Annotated in this window: 15 protein-coding genes; 4 read left to right on the top strand and 11 right to left on the bottom strand. The window is 72.0% G+C overall.

The genetic code is table 11. From position 1 onward, the window contains the following. Window positions 1-36: 36 nt before the first annotated feature. The gene (locus ABZ193_RS01005; protein WP_354708369.1) at window positions 37-558 is read left to right on the top strand and encodes a hypothetical protein; all 522 of its coding nucleotides are present in this window, start codon (window positions 37-39) and stop codon (window positions 556-558) included. Window positions 559-864: 306 nt separating this feature from the next. Then, window positions 865-1,827: an aldo/keto reductase gene (locus tag ABZ193_RS01000; RefSeq protein WP_354708368.1), complete on the top strand. Its 963-nt coding sequence runs from the start codon at window positions 865-867 to the stop codon at window positions 1,825-1,827. Between the two features lie 149 nt (window positions 1,828-1,976). Here ABZ193_RS01000 and ABZ193_RS00995 read toward each other — a convergent pair whose 3' ends face one another. After that, entirely contained in the window at window positions 1,977-2,777 is an 801-nt protein-coding gene (locus ABZ193_RS00995) for a CPBP family intramembrane glutamic endopeptidase (RefSeq protein WP_354708367.1), read from the bottom strand. A 98-nt stretch (window positions 2,778-2,875) separates the two neighbouring features. On the opposite strand from ABZ193_RS00995, the gene ABZ193_RS00990 reads away from it, so the two are divergent. Beyond that, a complete protein-coding gene (locus ABZ193_RS00990) occupies window positions 2,876-3,517 on the top strand; it encodes a TetR family transcriptional regulator C-terminal domain-containing protein (RefSeq protein ID WP_237337389.1) in 642 nt (213 codons plus the stop codon). 164 nt (window positions 3,518-3,681) lie between these two features. Then, on the top strand, window positions 3,682-4,035 hold the full coding sequence (locus ABZ193_RS00985; protein WP_354708366.1) for a hypothetical protein: 354 nt from the start codon (window positions 3,682-3,684) through the stop codon (window positions 4,033-4,035). A 22-nt stretch (window positions 4,036-4,057) separates the two neighbouring features. On the opposite strand, the gene ABZ193_RS00980 is transcribed toward ABZ193_RS00985, so the two are convergent. The 10 genes from ABZ193_RS00980 to ABZ193_RS00935 all read right to left on the bottom strand — a co-directional run bounded on the left by ABZ193_RS00980 (window position 4,058) and on the right by ABZ193_RS00935 (window position 13,901). After that, the gene (locus ABZ193_RS00980; RefSeq protein WP_237337387.1) at window positions 4,058-4,510 is read right to left on the bottom strand and encodes a hypothetical protein; all 453 of its coding nucleotides are present in this window, start codon (window positions 4,508-4,510) and stop codon (window positions 4,058-4,060) included. After that, the gene (dapB, locus tag ABZ193_RS00975) at window positions 4,507-5,274 is read right to left on the bottom strand and encodes a 4-hydroxy-tetrahydrodipicolinate reductase (protein WP_020422071.1); all 768 of its coding nucleotides are present in this window, start codon (window positions 5,272-5,274) and stop codon (window positions 4,507-4,509) included. Before dapB ends, ABZ193_RS00980 begins: the two co-directional genes overlap by 4 nt. After that, window positions 5,271-6,635: a pitrilysin family protein gene (locus ABZ193_RS00970; RefSeq protein ID WP_020422070.1), complete on the bottom strand. Its 1,365-nt coding sequence runs from the start codon at window positions 6,633-6,635 to the stop codon at window positions 5,271-5,273. The genes dapB and ABZ193_RS00970 overlap by 4 nt, the downstream gene beginning before the upstream one ends. An 81-nt stretch (window positions 6,636-6,716) precedes the next feature. Continuing rightward, a complete protein-coding gene (locus ABZ193_RS00965; protein ID WP_354708365.1) occupies window positions 6,717-8,969 on the bottom strand; it encodes a polyribonucleotide nucleotidyltransferase in 2,253 nt (750 codons plus the stop codon). A gap of 215 nt (window positions 8,970-9,184) precedes the next feature. After that, entirely contained in the window at window positions 9,185-9,454 is a 270-nt protein-coding gene (gene rpsO / locus ABZ193_RS00960; RefSeq protein ID WP_017981770.1) for a 30S ribosomal protein S15, read from the bottom strand. Window positions 9,455-9,568: 114 nt separating this feature from the next. Further along, entirely contained in the window at window positions 9,569-10,072 is a 504-nt protein-coding gene (gene thpR, locus ABZ193_RS00955; RefSeq protein ID WP_354708364.1) for an RNA 2',3'-cyclic phosphodiesterase, read from the bottom strand. Window positions 10,073-10,075: 3 nt separating this feature from the next. Next, window positions 10,076-10,555, bottom strand: coding sequence for a helix-turn-helix transcriptional regulator (locus ABZ193_RS00950; RefSeq protein WP_020422067.1), 480 nt, complete (start codon window positions 10,553-10,555; stop codon window positions 10,076-10,078). Window positions 10,556-10,671: 116 nt separating this feature from the next. After that, window positions 10,672-11,643 (bottom strand): bifunctional riboflavin kinase/FAD synthetase, encoded by a 972-nt coding sequence (locus ABZ193_RS00945; RefSeq protein WP_084506205.1) that lies wholly within the window; start codon window positions 11,641-11,643, stop codon window positions 10,672-10,674. 10 nt (window positions 11,644-11,653) lie between these two features. Then, window positions 11,654-12,565, bottom strand: coding sequence for a tRNA pseudouridine(55) synthase TruB (truB, locus tag ABZ193_RS00940; protein ID WP_084506204.1), 912 nt, complete (start codon window positions 12,563-12,565; stop codon window positions 11,654-11,656). A gap of 25 nt (window positions 12,566-12,590) precedes the next feature. Continuing rightward, window positions 12,591-13,901 (bottom strand): MFS transporter, encoded by a 1,311-nt coding sequence (locus tag ABZ193_RS00935; protein ID WP_027936466.1) that lies wholly within the window; start codon window positions 13,899-13,901, stop codon window positions 12,591-12,593. Window positions 13,902-14,230: the final 329 nt, after the last annotated feature.

Genomic DNA, 14,230 nt, shown 5'->3' with positions numbered 1-14,230 from the left:
GCGCGCCGCCCCGAAGCCCCCCGTCAGGAGGCGCGGATGTTCGCCTGGTTCTGGGTGACGCTCGGCGTCGCCTTCGGCTCGGCGATCGTGCCCGTGATCAGCGTCGAGGTGTTCGTGCTGGGGCTCGTGGCCAGCGAGCCGGGGCTGCACTGGCTGCTGATCGGCGCGGCCGTCTCGATCGGCCAGATCGCCGGCAAACTGCTGTACTACCTGGCCGCGCGCGGATCGATCAGGCTGCCGCGGTTCCTGCACGACCGCCTGCACCGGGAGCGCCCGCCCAGCCGTCGCCGCGACCGGTGGCACCAGCGGACCAAGTGGCTGCGCGGCAAGGTGGAGGCCCTGCGTGAGCGCTGCCACCGGCACCCGCACTGGATGACGGGCACCTACGGGGTCAGCTCGCTGATCGGGCTCCCCCCGTTCATGGCGACGACCGTGCTGGCGGGCCTGGCCGACATGCGGATGTCGACGTTCCTCACGGCGGGCCTGACCGGGCGGTTCATCAGGTACAGCGCGCTGGCCGCGTGCCCGGCGATGTTCGCGGGCTGGTTCCACCACTGAGCTCGGGCTACCGGAGGAGCCGGAACAGCCCGTCGGAGGGGTCCACCACGACGGCGAGGGATTCGCCGACCGCCGGGACCCGGTGGCTGGGCCCGCGGTGGGTCACCTCGTGTCGGTCTGCCCGCCGGTCTCGCGCGGCGGGCGCAGACGACCAGCGCGGTCGCGGGCCGGCCGCCGCTTACCCCGGGCACCGGCCCTACGGCACGACCTCGTCGAAGTTCCCGGCGGAGGCGGGTGTCGACCGGCCGCGAGTGAGTTTGGCGCCACACGTGCCGGAGGCGGCTGCGTTCCGACAAAGTGGACCGCATGAGATACCGGCTTTTCGGGCGCACCGGGCTGCGCGTGGCGGAGATGTTCCTCGGGGCGATGGCGCTGCAGGAACCGGACGAGGCGCGGCGGGTGGTCAAGGCCTACGCCGACGCCGGGGGCAACGTGATCGACACGGCCTCGGCGTACGCGGAGAGCGAGAGCGTGCTGGGCGAGGTGCTGACCGACCGCGACCGGTTCGTGCTGGCCACCAAGTACACGCTGACGCGGGATCCGCACGACCCGAACGCCGGGGGCAGCCACCGCAAGAACCTGGTCGCGTCCCTGGAGCGCAGCCTGCGGCGGCTGCGCACCGACTACGTCGACATCCTGTGGGTGCACACGTGGGACCCGCACACGCCGGTCGCCGAGACGCTGCGTGCGCTGGACGACCTGGTGCGGGCGGGGAAGGTCAGGTACCTCGGGGTGTCCGACACGCCCGCGTGGGTGGTGAGCCGGGCCGACGTGCTGGCGGAGTGGCGCGGGTGGACGCCGTTCGCCGGGGTGCAGGTGCCCTACAGCCTGCTGAACCGCGACATCGAGCGCGACGTGCTGCCGATGGCCGAGCAGCTGGGGCTGACCGTCGCGGCGTGGGGCGTCCTGGAGCACGGCGCGCTGACCGGGTCCAGCCGGGTCGGTTCGCCGTCGCCGGAGCAGCAGCGGGTGGCGGCGGCGGTGCGCGCGGTGGCGGACGAGCTGGGTGTCACGCCGGCACAGGTGGCGATCGCGTGGTCGCGGGCGCGGTCGGCGGTCGTGCACCCGCTGATCGGGTTCCGGACGGCGGACCGGGTCGCGGAGAGCGTCGCCGCCCTGGACGTGACGCTGCCCCCGGAAGCGGTGGCGAAGCTGGAGGCGGCGGCGCCGTTCGAGCCGGGCCCGTTCGCCGACTTCGTGAACCAGTCGGCGGCCAGCGCCGGGGTGTTCGGCCACGGCGAGGTGGTGGCGCGTCAGCTGCGGGAGTGAGGCGGCTCGGCGTCGCGGCGGGTGAAGCCGATCGCGAGCAGGTGCCCGTCGAACCGCGCCGCCGCGACCTGGTCGGCGCGCCAGGCCCAGAACTCGGGGACGTGCTCAACACCGGTGAGGCACCTGCTCGGGCTGATGAACGCGCCGCGCTACAACAGGGGCAGCAGGATCGGCGCGGCGTTCATCGCCCCGTGGACCGTGATCACCGGCCACATCAGGCGGTGCCGGCTCCACAGGTAGCCGAGGAAGAGCCCGGCCACCCCCTGGTTCACGAAGGTCGCGGCCAGGTCCGACGGCAGGTCCCCCGTGCCCTGGATGCCGACGTGCCAGCCTGCCCACAGGAGCGACGTGAGCACGATCGCGGGCCATCGCCCGAGGAGCGCCTCCCACCTGGTTTGCAGCCACCGCCGGTAGAAGACCTCCTCGAGCACGCTGTTGACGAGGAAGCCGACGACGAGCGTGGCCACCAGGGTGAGCACATCGACGGTGAAGGCGTAGTCGCTCATCGGCAGGGCCCAGGGACCCGCGTAGCTGACGGCGAACCACGCCGCCACCGCAGGTACCGGAGTCCACCACGGGCCGGTTGCCGAGACTCCGGTCTTCCCCGCGCCGCGGGACCACCGGAACAGCAGGACGGGGACCACGAGCAGCAGGACCAGCTTCGACACCGTGTGCGCCGGCTCGCCTCCGCCCGCCACGGCCAGGACGACCGCGAACAGCACGGCGGCGGCCAGCAGGACACTCGCTTCGACCACCGTGCGCCGTTCGTGTGGTGTGACCGGGGCGGGCCGGGCCGGCACGAACCGCACCAGCGCGATCCCTACCGCGACCGGGATCCAGCGCACCCACATCGGCACTGTCTCGTCGTGATCGGCCGAATAGCGGATGCCGGTGTTCCCGCTCAGCACCAGCCACAGCGCGGACCCGGCGATCACCAGCCCACCCGTCACGAGAACCGCTCTGCCGGCGGCGGACCGGGACTGCGTCTGCGTTTTATTTAGCACAAGCGTACTGTAACCGAAACCGTACACCTGTGCTATAAAAAGTCGTGCCCAAGCTCGTCGACCACGACCAGCGACGCCAGGAACTCGCGCGCGTCGTCTGGGAGGTCATCAGCCGCGAGGGCATCCAGAGCGTGACAGTGCGGAAGGTCGCCGAGGAGGCAGGCGTTTCAGTCGGCGGCCTGCGCCACTACTTCGACAGCCAGCGAGGATTGCTGCGGTTCGCGGCACGGGCCATGGCCGAGAAAGTCGCCGCACGCGTGGCCGAGCACCTGCGCGGGGAGATGCCGGGACCGGTTCGCGCCCGGCTGCTGCTGGAGGAACTGCTGCCGCTGGACGCCGACCGGCGGGTGGACGCGGACGTCTGGCTGGCGTGCCTGGTGCAGTCGCGCGTGGATGAATCGCTGGCCGAGCTGCACGGCGCGGGTCTCCACGGAGAACGGCACCTGTGCCGGCTCGCGGTCGCGTATTCCTGCGGCCAACCCGCACCGCAGCTCATCGGGGACCGGCTCACCGACCCGGGCCTGGAACGGCAGGCTCTGCGGCTGCACACCTTCATCGACGGCCTGACCCTGCAGGCCGCGATGTACCCGGACGACTTCCCGCCGGAGGAGGTCCGCCGGCTCCTCGACGAGGAACTGGCAGCGCTGCCGGCGGACGGGTCGGCGTGCCAGGCCCACTCAGGCTGATGAACGGCTGCGGCAACCACCGCGCCCGCGCGGCGCGCGGGACGGCCAGGTAGCGCGGGCCCCGGTGCTGGCACGATCACGCCCGTGGACGTCGTCGCCCAGTGGTGTGCACCTGGTGGAGCACGGAATCCCGCGGTGGCGCGGGTGCAGCCAGGCGCAGCAGGGTGCCGATCGCGTTCCCCCTGCCCGAGCCGGCGGCGCCGCAGCCGGCCGCCCGCGTTCTGGCCGGCGTTCCGGACAAGAACGAGGTGGATCTGCGGGAAGCGGACGGCGCGCTCCGGGTGATGCTGCGCTCGGCCCAGTTCCACAACCTGGTGCGGCGACGGCCGCCCGCGGTCCGGCTGCGGCCGGGCGAATGGCTGCGCCGGCAGATCGACTACCGGTTCCGCACCTACACCGGCCGCGGCCCGTGGCTCTACCGGCTCGACACCCTCAACCTCGCCTACCGGGCGGAACCGGATCCGGAGATCTTCCTCGGAACTCCCACCCGCCGCGTCGACGAGCGCGCGCTGCGGTAGGAACCTGGCACGCTCGCGGCGCTCAGTGGGCGGCCTCCGCCGCTTCCAGGTCCAGCGCCTTACGCATCGTCGCGCGGGCGCGGCGCCGGTCGCCCGCCAGGTCGTACGCGTGCGCCAACCGGTACCAGTACCGCCAGTCCTCGGGGTGCTGCTCCAGCTCCGCGCGGCGCTCCTCGAACCACGCGTCCGCCGCGGCGCGGTCCACCCGGCCGGACGGGCGGCGCGGCAGGTCGTCGACGTCCGGCAGCCCGCCCTCGGCGTCCAGCCGTCGCGCCAGGTGCTGGATCCGCGTGCCGGACCGCCAGGTGGCGACGACCATCCACAGCCCCAGCAGCGGCAGCACCAGCACGCCGACACCGAGCGCGATGCCCACGCCGGTGCCGGTCGCGATCAGCTCCACCCCGCGCGCCCCGAGCAGCACCAGGTAGACCACCAGCGCGGCGGTCATCACCAGTGCGACGTTGCGGGCCTTCACAGGTCGAGCACGTTCTCGAGGCCGACGGTCAGGCCGGGACGGCCCAGCACCTCCCGCACCCCGAGCAGCACACCGGGCATGAACGAGGTCCGGTCCATCGAGTCGTGCCGGATGGTGAGCGTCTCGCCCTCCTGGCCGAACAGGATCTCCTCGTGCGCCACCAGCCCGGGCAGCCGCACCGAGTGCACGTGCACGTCCTCGACCCGCGCGCCGCGGGCGCCGTCCAGTTCGCTCGTCGTCGCGTCCGCGCCCGGCTTCAGCCCGGCCTCGCGGCGCGCCTCCGAGATCAGCCGCGCCGTGTGGGCCGCCGTGCCGGACGGGGCGTCCGCCTTGCGGTTGTGGTGCAGCTCGATGACCTCGACCGACTCGTAGAACCGGGCCGCCTGCTGCGCGAACCGCATCGCGAGCACCGCGCCGAGCGCGAAGTTCGGCGCGATCAGCACCCCGACCTCCGGCTTGCCCGCCAGCCACGAGCGCACCGTCTCCAGCCGCTCCTCGCTGAACCCGGTGGTGCCGACGACCGCGTGCAACCCGTTGCCCACCAGGAACTCCAGGTTGCCCATCACCGCGTCCGGGTGGGTGAAGTCGACGACCACCTCCGCGCCGGCCTCGGTCAGCGCGGTCAGGTCGTCGCCCGCGTCCAGCTTCGCCACGACCGTCATGTCGGGCGCGCCCCCGGCGGCCTTGACCACCTGCGCACCCATCCGTCCCTGGGCGCCCAGCACGCCGACCCGGATCGGGTTGTCCTCGCCGCGGGGGTTCATTTCGCGATCACCTCGTGCAGATCTTCCGGTAGGTCCTGCTCGGAAGCGTACGGCCCGACCACCGCGGCGGCGGTGACCCCTCCCGGCGTCCCGAACAGGGTGCGTGCCAGCTCACACACCTCCTCGGTGGTCACCGCGGCGATCCGCTCCACCGACTCGTCGACGGTGAGGTGCACGCCGTAGTTGAGCTCCTGCTTGCCGATGCGCGACATCCGCGACGCGGTGTCCTCCAGGCCCAGCACGATCCCGCCGCGCAGCTGCCCCTTGGCGCGCGCGACCTCGGCGTCGGTGAAGCCGTCCTTGCCGACCTGCCCGAGCACGTCCCGCAGCACCGCCGACACCTCGCCCAGCCGCTCCGGCTGGCAGCCCGCGTAGACGGAGAAGTGGCCGGTGTCGGCGTAGGTCGCCACCGACGAGTACACCTGGTAGGCCAGGCCGCGCTGTTCGCGCACCTCCTGGAACAGCCGCGAGCTCATCCCGCCGCCGAGCGCGGCGTTGAGCACCGACAGCGCGTACCGGCGCTCATCGTGCCGCGACAGCGCCTTCATGCCGAGCATGACGTGCGCCTGCTCGGTGTCGTCGCTGTGCAGCACCAGCCGCCGCTCCGCGGCCACCCGCGCCTTGCCCGCGCGCGGCGGCACCGGGGTGTCCGAACCGGACAGACGACCGCGCAACGCCTTGCGCGCCAGGCGGAGCACCTGCGCGTGCTCGACGTTGCCCGCCACCGCGAGCACCATCTTCGGCAGCGTGTAGCGGCGCCGGTAGAACCCGCGCAGGCCGCTCGCCGACATGCCGGTGATCGACTCGGTGGTGCCCAGCACCGGGCGCGCCAGCGGGTGCGAACCCAGGACCGTGGTGACGAACGTGTCGTGCAGCAGGTCCTCGGGATCGTCGTCGCGCATGGCGATCTCCTCGAGCACCACGCTCCGTTCGGTGTCCACATCGGACTCCGCGCAGAGCGCCTCGAAGACCACGTCGGTGACCAGGTCCATCGCCAGCGGCAGGTCCTCGTCGAGCACCTGCGCGTAGTAGCAGGTGTGCTCCTTCGCGGTGAACGCGTTCAGCTCACCGCCGACCGCGTCGATCTCCTCGGCGATCTGCACCGCGGACCGGTTGGTGGTGCCCTTGAACAGCAGGTGCTCCAGGTAGTGCGCCGCACCGGCCACCTTCGGCGGCTCGTCGCGCGAGCCGACCCCGACCCACAGGCCGACGGTCGCCGACCGCACCCCCGGCACGTGCTCGGTGACCACCCGCAGCCCGCCCGGCAGCACGGTGCGCTTCACAACCTGGCCGTTCGCCCCGGTCTCGAGCGTCCGCGTGGTGCCCGCGGCCTGCTCGTGCCCGGCAATCTGTCGCGCCATCGAATCCCAACACTCGTGCGGGAACACGGAAAACGGCCCGCCCCGCCCGGGGACGGGCCGTTTCCCGGCTACCGCTTCGTCCTACTTGGCGTCGGCCTCGGCGCCCTCGGCGGGAGCCTCCTCGGCCTTCGTCTCGCCCTCTTCCTCGTCCTTGACGAGGACCAGGCTGATCTTGCCGCGGTTGTCGATGTCGGCGATCTCGACGCGGAGCTTGTCGCCCACGTTGACCACGTCCTCGACCTTGCCGATGCGCTTGCCGTTGCCCAGCTTCGAGATGTGGATCAGGCCGTCCTTGCCCGGCAGCAGCGAGACGAACGCGCCGAACGCGGCCGTCTTCACCACGGTGCCCAGGAAGCGCTCGCCCACCTTAGGCAGCTGCGGGTTCGCGATGGCGTTGATCTTGCTGATCGCGGCCTCCGCGGACGGGCCGTCGGCCGCACCCACGTAGATCGTGCCGTCGTCCTCGATCGAGATGTCGGCGCCGGTCTCCTCGGTGATCGAATTGATCATCTTGCCCTTCGGCCCGATGACCTCGCCGATCTTGTCGACCGGGATCTTCACGCTCGTGACGCGCGGGGCGTACGGGCTCATCTCGTCCGGGGAGTCGATGGCCTCGGCCAGCACGTCGAGGATGGTCAGCCGGGCGTCCTTGGCCTGGTTCAGCGCGCCCGCCAGGACGTCCGACGGGATGCCGTCGAGCTTGGTGTCCAGCTGCAGCGCGGTGATGAAGTCCTTGGTGCCGGCGACCTTGAAGTCCATGTCACCGAAGGCGTCCTCGGCGCCGAGGATGTCGGTCAGCGCGACATAACGCGTCTCCCCATCCACTTCATCGGAAACCAGGCCCATCGCGATGCCCGCGACCGGCGCCTTCAGCGGCACACCGGCGTTGAGCAGCGACATGGTCGAGGCGCACACCGAGCCCATCGAGGTGGACCCGTTCGAGCCCAGCGCCTCCGACACCTGCCGGATGGCGTAGGGGAACTCGTCCCGCTTCGGCAGCACCGGCACCAGCGCGCGCTCGGCCAGCATGCCGTGGCCGATCTCGCGCCGCTTGGGCGAGCCGACGCGGCCGGTCTCGCCGGTGGAGAACGGCGGGAAGTTGTAGTGGTGCAGGTACCGCTTCGTCGTCTCCGGCGACAGCGAGTCGATCTGCTGCTCCATGCGCAGCATGTTCAGCGTGGTGACACCCAGGATCTGGGTCTCGCCGCGCTCGAACAGCGCCGAACCGTGGGCCCGCGGGATGATCGCGACCTCGGCCGCCAGCTGGCGGATGTCGGTGAGGCCGCGGCCGTCGATGCGGACCTTGTCGCGCAGGATGCGCTGGCGGATCAGCTTCTTGGTCAGCGACCGGAACGCGGCGCCGATCTCCTTGTCGCGGCCCTCGAACGCCTCGCCCTCGCCGAGGCCGACCTTGGCCAGCACCGCGGCCTTGACCTCGTCGGTGGCGTTCTCGCGCTCCTGCTTGCCTGCGATGGTCAGCGCCTTGGCCAGGTCCTCGCTCGCGATCGCGGCGACCGCGTCGTAGGCGTCCTGCTGGTAAGCGGGGAACACCGGGAAGTCGCCGGTCGGCTTGGCGGCCGCGTCGGCGAGCTTCTGCTGCGCCTCGCACAGCACGCGGATGAACGGCTTGGCGGCGGCCAGGCCCTCGGCCACGGCCTGCTCGGTCGGCGCCGGGGCGCCGCCCGCGATCAGGTCGAGCGTGTTCTCGGTGCCCTCGGCCTCGACCATCATGATCGCGACGTCGTCACCGACGACACGGCCTGCGACGACCATGTTGAAGGTCGCCTGCTCCAGCTGCGACCAGGTCGGGAACGCGACCCACTGGCCCTCGATCAGCGCGACGCGGACGCCGCCGATCGGGCCGGAGAACGGCAGGCCGCCGATCTGGGTCGAGGCCGACGCGGCGTTGATCGCCAGCACGTCGTAGGGGTCCTCGGGGTGCAGGCTCTGCACCGTGACGACGATCTGGATCTCGTTGCGCAGGCCGTCGGCGAACGACGGGCGCAGCGGCCGGTCGATCAGGCGGCAGGTCAGGATCGCGTCGGTGGAGGGACGGCCCTCGCGGCGGAAGAACGCGCCCGGGATCCGGCCCGCGGCGTACATCCGCTCCTCGACGTCCACCGTCAGCGGGAAGAAGTCGAAGTGCTCCTTCGGCTGCTTGGAGGCGGTGGTCGCCGACAGCAGCATCGTCTCTTCGTCCAGGTAGGCCACGACAGCGCCGGCGGCCTGCCGGGCGAGCCTGCCCGTCTCGAAGCGGATCGTGCGCGTGCCGTACTTGCCGTTGTCGATGACGGCCTCGGCCTCGTGCACGACGGGTCCGCTTGCTTCGGTCATGTGTAGTTGACTCCTCGTTCGTTCGGGCAGCAGTGCGCCCCGCCCGTGCGGGGCGGCGTCCGAGGAACGAGCCGGTCTTCGATCGAAGCCAACGGGACTCTCCCGTAAGCCACTACCGAGGACCGGCGTCCTTGCCCTCGAGCGCCTGCCCTTCCTCTTTCGTACTTCGTATGGACCGAGGGGGAGCGACCGTGGTCACTCCCCCTCGGATCACGTCATCGGCGCAAGCCGAGTCGCTGGATCAGCGACCGGTAGCGTTCGATGTCCACCTTCATCACGTAGTTGAGCAGCCGGCGACGACGGCCGACCAGCAGCAACAGGCCGCGACGGGAGTGGTGGTCGTGCTTGTGCACCTTGAGATGCTCGGTGAGACCGATGATCCGCTTGGTGAGCAGCGCGACCTGGGCCTCCGGGGACCCGGTGTCGGACTCGTGCAGACCGTACTCGGTCAGAATCGACTTCTTCTCGTCGGTGGACAGCGCCACTGAGTTCTCTCCTCTGTGTTGTTCTGTGCCGTGAGGCCCGCTGGACGCGGGTAGTCGGTCGCGGCCGCCACGGACTGCAGCCGGACCCGGTGGTTCAGGGTATCAGGGAGCGCACTACCTGGCCTGCTGGGACAGCGGGAACCGCTCGACCACCACGTATCGCACGCCGTCGGCGCTACGCTGCGACCGCATCAGCACCGCCTCCGCGGCCGTCCACATCTCGCTGCGGTAGCCGGACAGCCGCCGCTCCAGTTCCACCGGTACCCGCTCGCGCGTGCGCGCCAGCGTCAGGTGCGGCAGGTAGGCACGGCCCTCGTCGCCGGCTCCGGCGGCGAGACCGAGTTCGGTGATCCCTTCGCCGTACACCCCGAGGTAGAGGACCCGGGTGAACGTGCCCGCACCTTCCAACCAGATCCGGGGCGCCGGCATTCCCGCCAGCCGCGGCCGCAGCCAGTCCGCCCTGGCCCGGGCGTCGTCCTCGCCGTAGAAACCCAGCGTGACGTGCCAGTTGTCCGGCGAACTCCACCGCACGCCGTCCAGCCGCGGCAGCCCGGCGACCTCGGCGGTCAGGGTCTCGACCACGGCGGCGGGCGGCAGGACCGCGGAGAACAGCACCACGGGTCAGCCCTGTTGCCCGGCGCGGCGGAGCAGGTCGGCCAGGGCCGGGAAGTCGTCGTCGAGCCGCTTGGCCGCCTCGATCAGGTCCTCGTCCTCGGCGATGTCCCGCAGCGCGGACAGCACCGCGCGCTCCTCGGACAGCGCGTTGACCGGGAAGGTGTCGCGGCCGACCGTCGGCCGCGCGTCCCGCACGTCCTCCAGCGCGGCCATCAGGGCTTCCTTGTGGCCCGCGGCGACCTCGGGGATCAGGCACTTGCGCTCGAGCATGATCATCCGCGCGAGCACGACCGGGTTGCCGATCTTGGCGCGGCGGCCGCTCATCACCTGGCTCAGCATCGGGGCGCTGATGCCCAGCACCTCGGCCAGGTAGGCCTGCGAGACGTCGAACGCGACGACGAGACGGCGCACCCGGTCGCCCAGCGGCTCGCCGTACCACTCCCGCTGGAGGGCGATGTTCCGCTGGACGATCTTGTGGTCATCCACGTGCTGTGCTCCCTGCTCTCCCCGGACAGACCTGGCCGCGCCGGACCCAATCTTGCCAGGTGGGATCGGGCGGGCGAGGCGGAATCACCCGACGATTCGCAATCGCACCGGCGCGGTCAGCTGCCGGTGCCGAGGATGGCGCGGGTGCGGCTGACGTCGTCGGCGATCTGCTCGACCAGGTCGTCGACGCTGGTGAACTTCACCATGTCGCGCAGGCGGCCGACGAAGTCCAGCGCCACGTGCTGGCCGTAGAAGTCCTCGTCCACGTCGAGCACGAACGCCTCGACGGTGCGCTCGCGGCCGGAGAACGTCGGGTTGGTGCCGACCGAGACCGCCGCGGGCAGCAGGCGGCCGGGCTGGTTGTCGCGGACGAACCAGCAGGCGTAGACGCCGTCGGCGGGCACCGCGGCGAACCGCGGCGTGGACAGGTTCGCGGTCGGGTAGCCCAGGTCGTGCCCGCGGCCGTCGCCGCGGACCACGATGCCCTCCAGCCGGTGCGGGCGGCCCAGCGCGTCGGCCGCGGCGACCACGTCGCCCGCGTCGATGCACGAGCGGACGTAGGTGGACGAGAAGGTGATCTCGCCGACGTCCGCGGTCTCGCCGTCGGCGGTGGATCCGCCCTGCAGCTCGGCGCCGTAGGTGGCGAACCCGAAGCGGCGGCCCAGGTCCTTGAGCAGGGCCACGTCGCCGGCGGCCTTGTGCCCGAAGGTGAAGTTCTCCCCCACCACCACGGCGGCCGCGTGCAGCCGGTCGACCAGCACCTCGTGCACGAACTCGTGCGCGGTCAGCCGGGACAGCTCGGCGGTGAACGGCAGCACGCACAGCACGTCGATGCCGAGCTGCTCGACCAGCTCAGCCTTGCGGCGCAGCGTGGTCAGCTGCGCCGGGTGGCTCCCCGGCCGGATGACCTCGGACGGGTGCGGGTCGAACGTCAGCATCACGCTGGGCAGGTTGCGGTTCTTGGCCACCTCGACCGTCCTGGCGATCAGCGCCTGGTGCCCGCGGTGCACCCCGTCGAACACGCCGATCGTGACCACGCACCGTCCCCAGCCGCCGGGGAGATCAGCAAGCCCTCGCCACCTCTGCACAGCCCTCACTCTAGGCCGGAGCCAGGACGACTACTGAGCGGGCCACGCCGCCCGCGTCCACCGCGAGAGCGAGCACTTGGCCGTCCGGGTCGAACACGCCGTAGGTGCCTTCGATGCCCGAAGCGCGGACCTGCTGTCCATACCGGACAGCCCGGGCGGTCGCCGCATCGACGTCATAACGCGGGAAGGCGGCGCCGACGGCCTCGTTGAGGTCGAACGACAGCTCCGGCTTCTCCTCCAGCTGCTCCAGCGTGCGCGCCGCGGCGATGCCGAACGGGCCGACGGTGGTGCGGCGCAACGCGGCGAGGTGACCGCCCACGCCGAGTGCCGCGCCGAGGTCGCGGGCCAGCGCCCGCACGTAGGTGCCCGACGAGCACTCGACGACCGCGTCCAGCTCGATGCGGTCGGCGACGCGGCGGGTGGCGAGCAGGTCGAACCGGTACACGGTGACCGGCCGCGGCTTGAGCGCGACCTCTTCACCGGCACGCACGCGCGCGTACGCCCGCTTGCCGGCGATCTTCACCGCGCTCACCGCGCTCGGGACCTGCTGGATCTCCCCGGTGAGCGCGGCGATCCCGGACGCGATCGCCTCGTCGGTGACGGCGGCCAGCGCGTCCGGGTCCGCGGTGGAGGTGTGCTCGCCCTCGGCGTCGTCGGTGGTGGTCGAGACGCCGAGGGCCAGCGTGGCGAGGTAGGTCTTGCGGTCCAGCGCGAGGTGGCCCAGCAGCTTGGTCGCCCGCTCGACGCCCAGCACCAGCACGCCGGTGGCCATCGGGTCGAGCGTGCCGGCGTGCCCGACCTTGCGGGTGCCCATGATCCGGCGCACCCGCGCCACCACGTCGTGGGAGGTCATGCCCGGTGGTTTGTCCACCACGAGCAGGCCGGGCGGGGGCGCGGGGCGTCGAGTCTTCGGCTGGGACACGGCTGGAAACCTTACGGGCGAGCCGTCACGCGGCCGCCGGGACCTTCCGGGTGGGCGCGTCCCACACGTGGCGGCGGACCTGCACCGGCACGTGCTCGCCCCGCTCCTGCGCGGCGAACAGCTCCGCGCGGGCGCGCAGCCACCACACCAGCATGCGGAACGTGCCCAGCACCAGCACCGCGACGACGGCCAGCAGCGCGAGCCGGAACTGGCCGCCGGTGAGCTGCAGCAGCACGCCGACCGCCAGCGCGGTGAGCGTGGTGGCGACGAAGCCGCCGACGTTGACCACGCCGGTCGCGGTGCCCACGCGGGACAGCGGGTTGTAGTCGCGGGCCAGCGCGAACCCGATCATCGACGCCGGGCCGCCCAGGGACAGGAACGCGAACGCGGGCACCAGCACGCCGACCGGGATCTGGCCCGGCCAGCTCAGCAGCAGGGCCCAGACCGCGGCGGCGCCGGCGAGGTAGCCGAGCACCAGCGGCATCCGGGTGCCGGGGCGGGCGGAGATGAGGCTGCCGACCAGCGGGCCGCCGATCATCGAGCCGAACACGAACACGGTCAGCAGCGCGCTGGCGGTCGCGGCCGGGTGGCCCTGGCCCTGCACCAGGAACGGCACGCCCCACAGCAGGGTCAGCACGTTCGGGGCGAACATCGTCGAGAAGTGCACCCAGAAGCCGAGGCGGGTGCCGGGGACGCGCCACGCCGTGCGGACCTGGCGGGCCAGCTGGCGCGCGTCGACCGGGCCGGCCTTCGGGGTGGCGCCGGCCGGGGTGTCGCGGACGCGGCCCGCGACGACGGCCGAGTAGATCGCGGTGATCAGGCCGGCGGCGAGGAACGTCGGGGTCCAGCCGGGGCCGGCGAGCAGCAGGGTGAGCGGGACGGTCGCGGCGAGGTTGCCGAGGAAGCCGATCGCCGTGGTGAAGCTGGTGACCACGGCGTACTGGCGGCCCGGGAAGTGCGCGGCGATCAGGCGCAGCACGCTGACGAAGGTGAGCGCGTCACCGAAGCCGAGCACGCCGCGCGCGAGCAGGCCCAGCGCGTAGGTGTCCGCGATGGCGACGAGGACCTGGCCGAGGCCGAGGAAGATCAGCGCGGCGGTGAGGACCTTGCGCGGCCCGAAGCGGTCGACGAGGACGCCGGTGGGGATCTGCATCGCGGCGTAGACGCCGACCTGCAGGACGGTGAACGTGGAAAGCGCGGCGGCGCCGACCCCGAACCGGTCGGCGGCTTCCAGCCCGGCGACCCCGAACGAGGTGCGGTGGAAGACGGAGAGGAGGTAGACGATGGCGGCGGTGAACCAGATGAACCACGACCGGCGGCTGGCCTTGCCGATCACGGGTGCCTGCTGCGGCGGCACGAAGGATTCCTCCCGAAGCGGAGTAGGCGACAACGACACGGGGACGCCCGCATCGCCGTCCCGATAGTTGTATCGCCTATGCAAGGCTGAAACTTACCTGTTACCGGGGTGTTTTCAGCCACACGGCGCAGCGATTCGCGGCCCCGGAGCCACCCCCACGACACGCCCGCAGCGCGGCGTTCGGCGGGGGCCAGCGGGCGGCAGGGGCGATCGTTCACGCCACCGTCGCCCACTGCCGCCGAGCCGGCCCGCGGCCGCGCGTGCCGGGCCGGCCGACCGCGCGAACCGCACCCACACCCCCGACCCGG

Source organism: Amycolatopsis sp. NPDC006125 (assembly GCF_040614195.1).
Lineage (GTDB): Bacteria > Actinomycetota > Actinomycetes > Mycobacteriales > Pseudonocardiaceae > Amycolatopsis_E > Amycolatopsis_E tucumanensis.
This window is presented reverse-complemented; position numbering and strand designations above follow the sequence as displayed.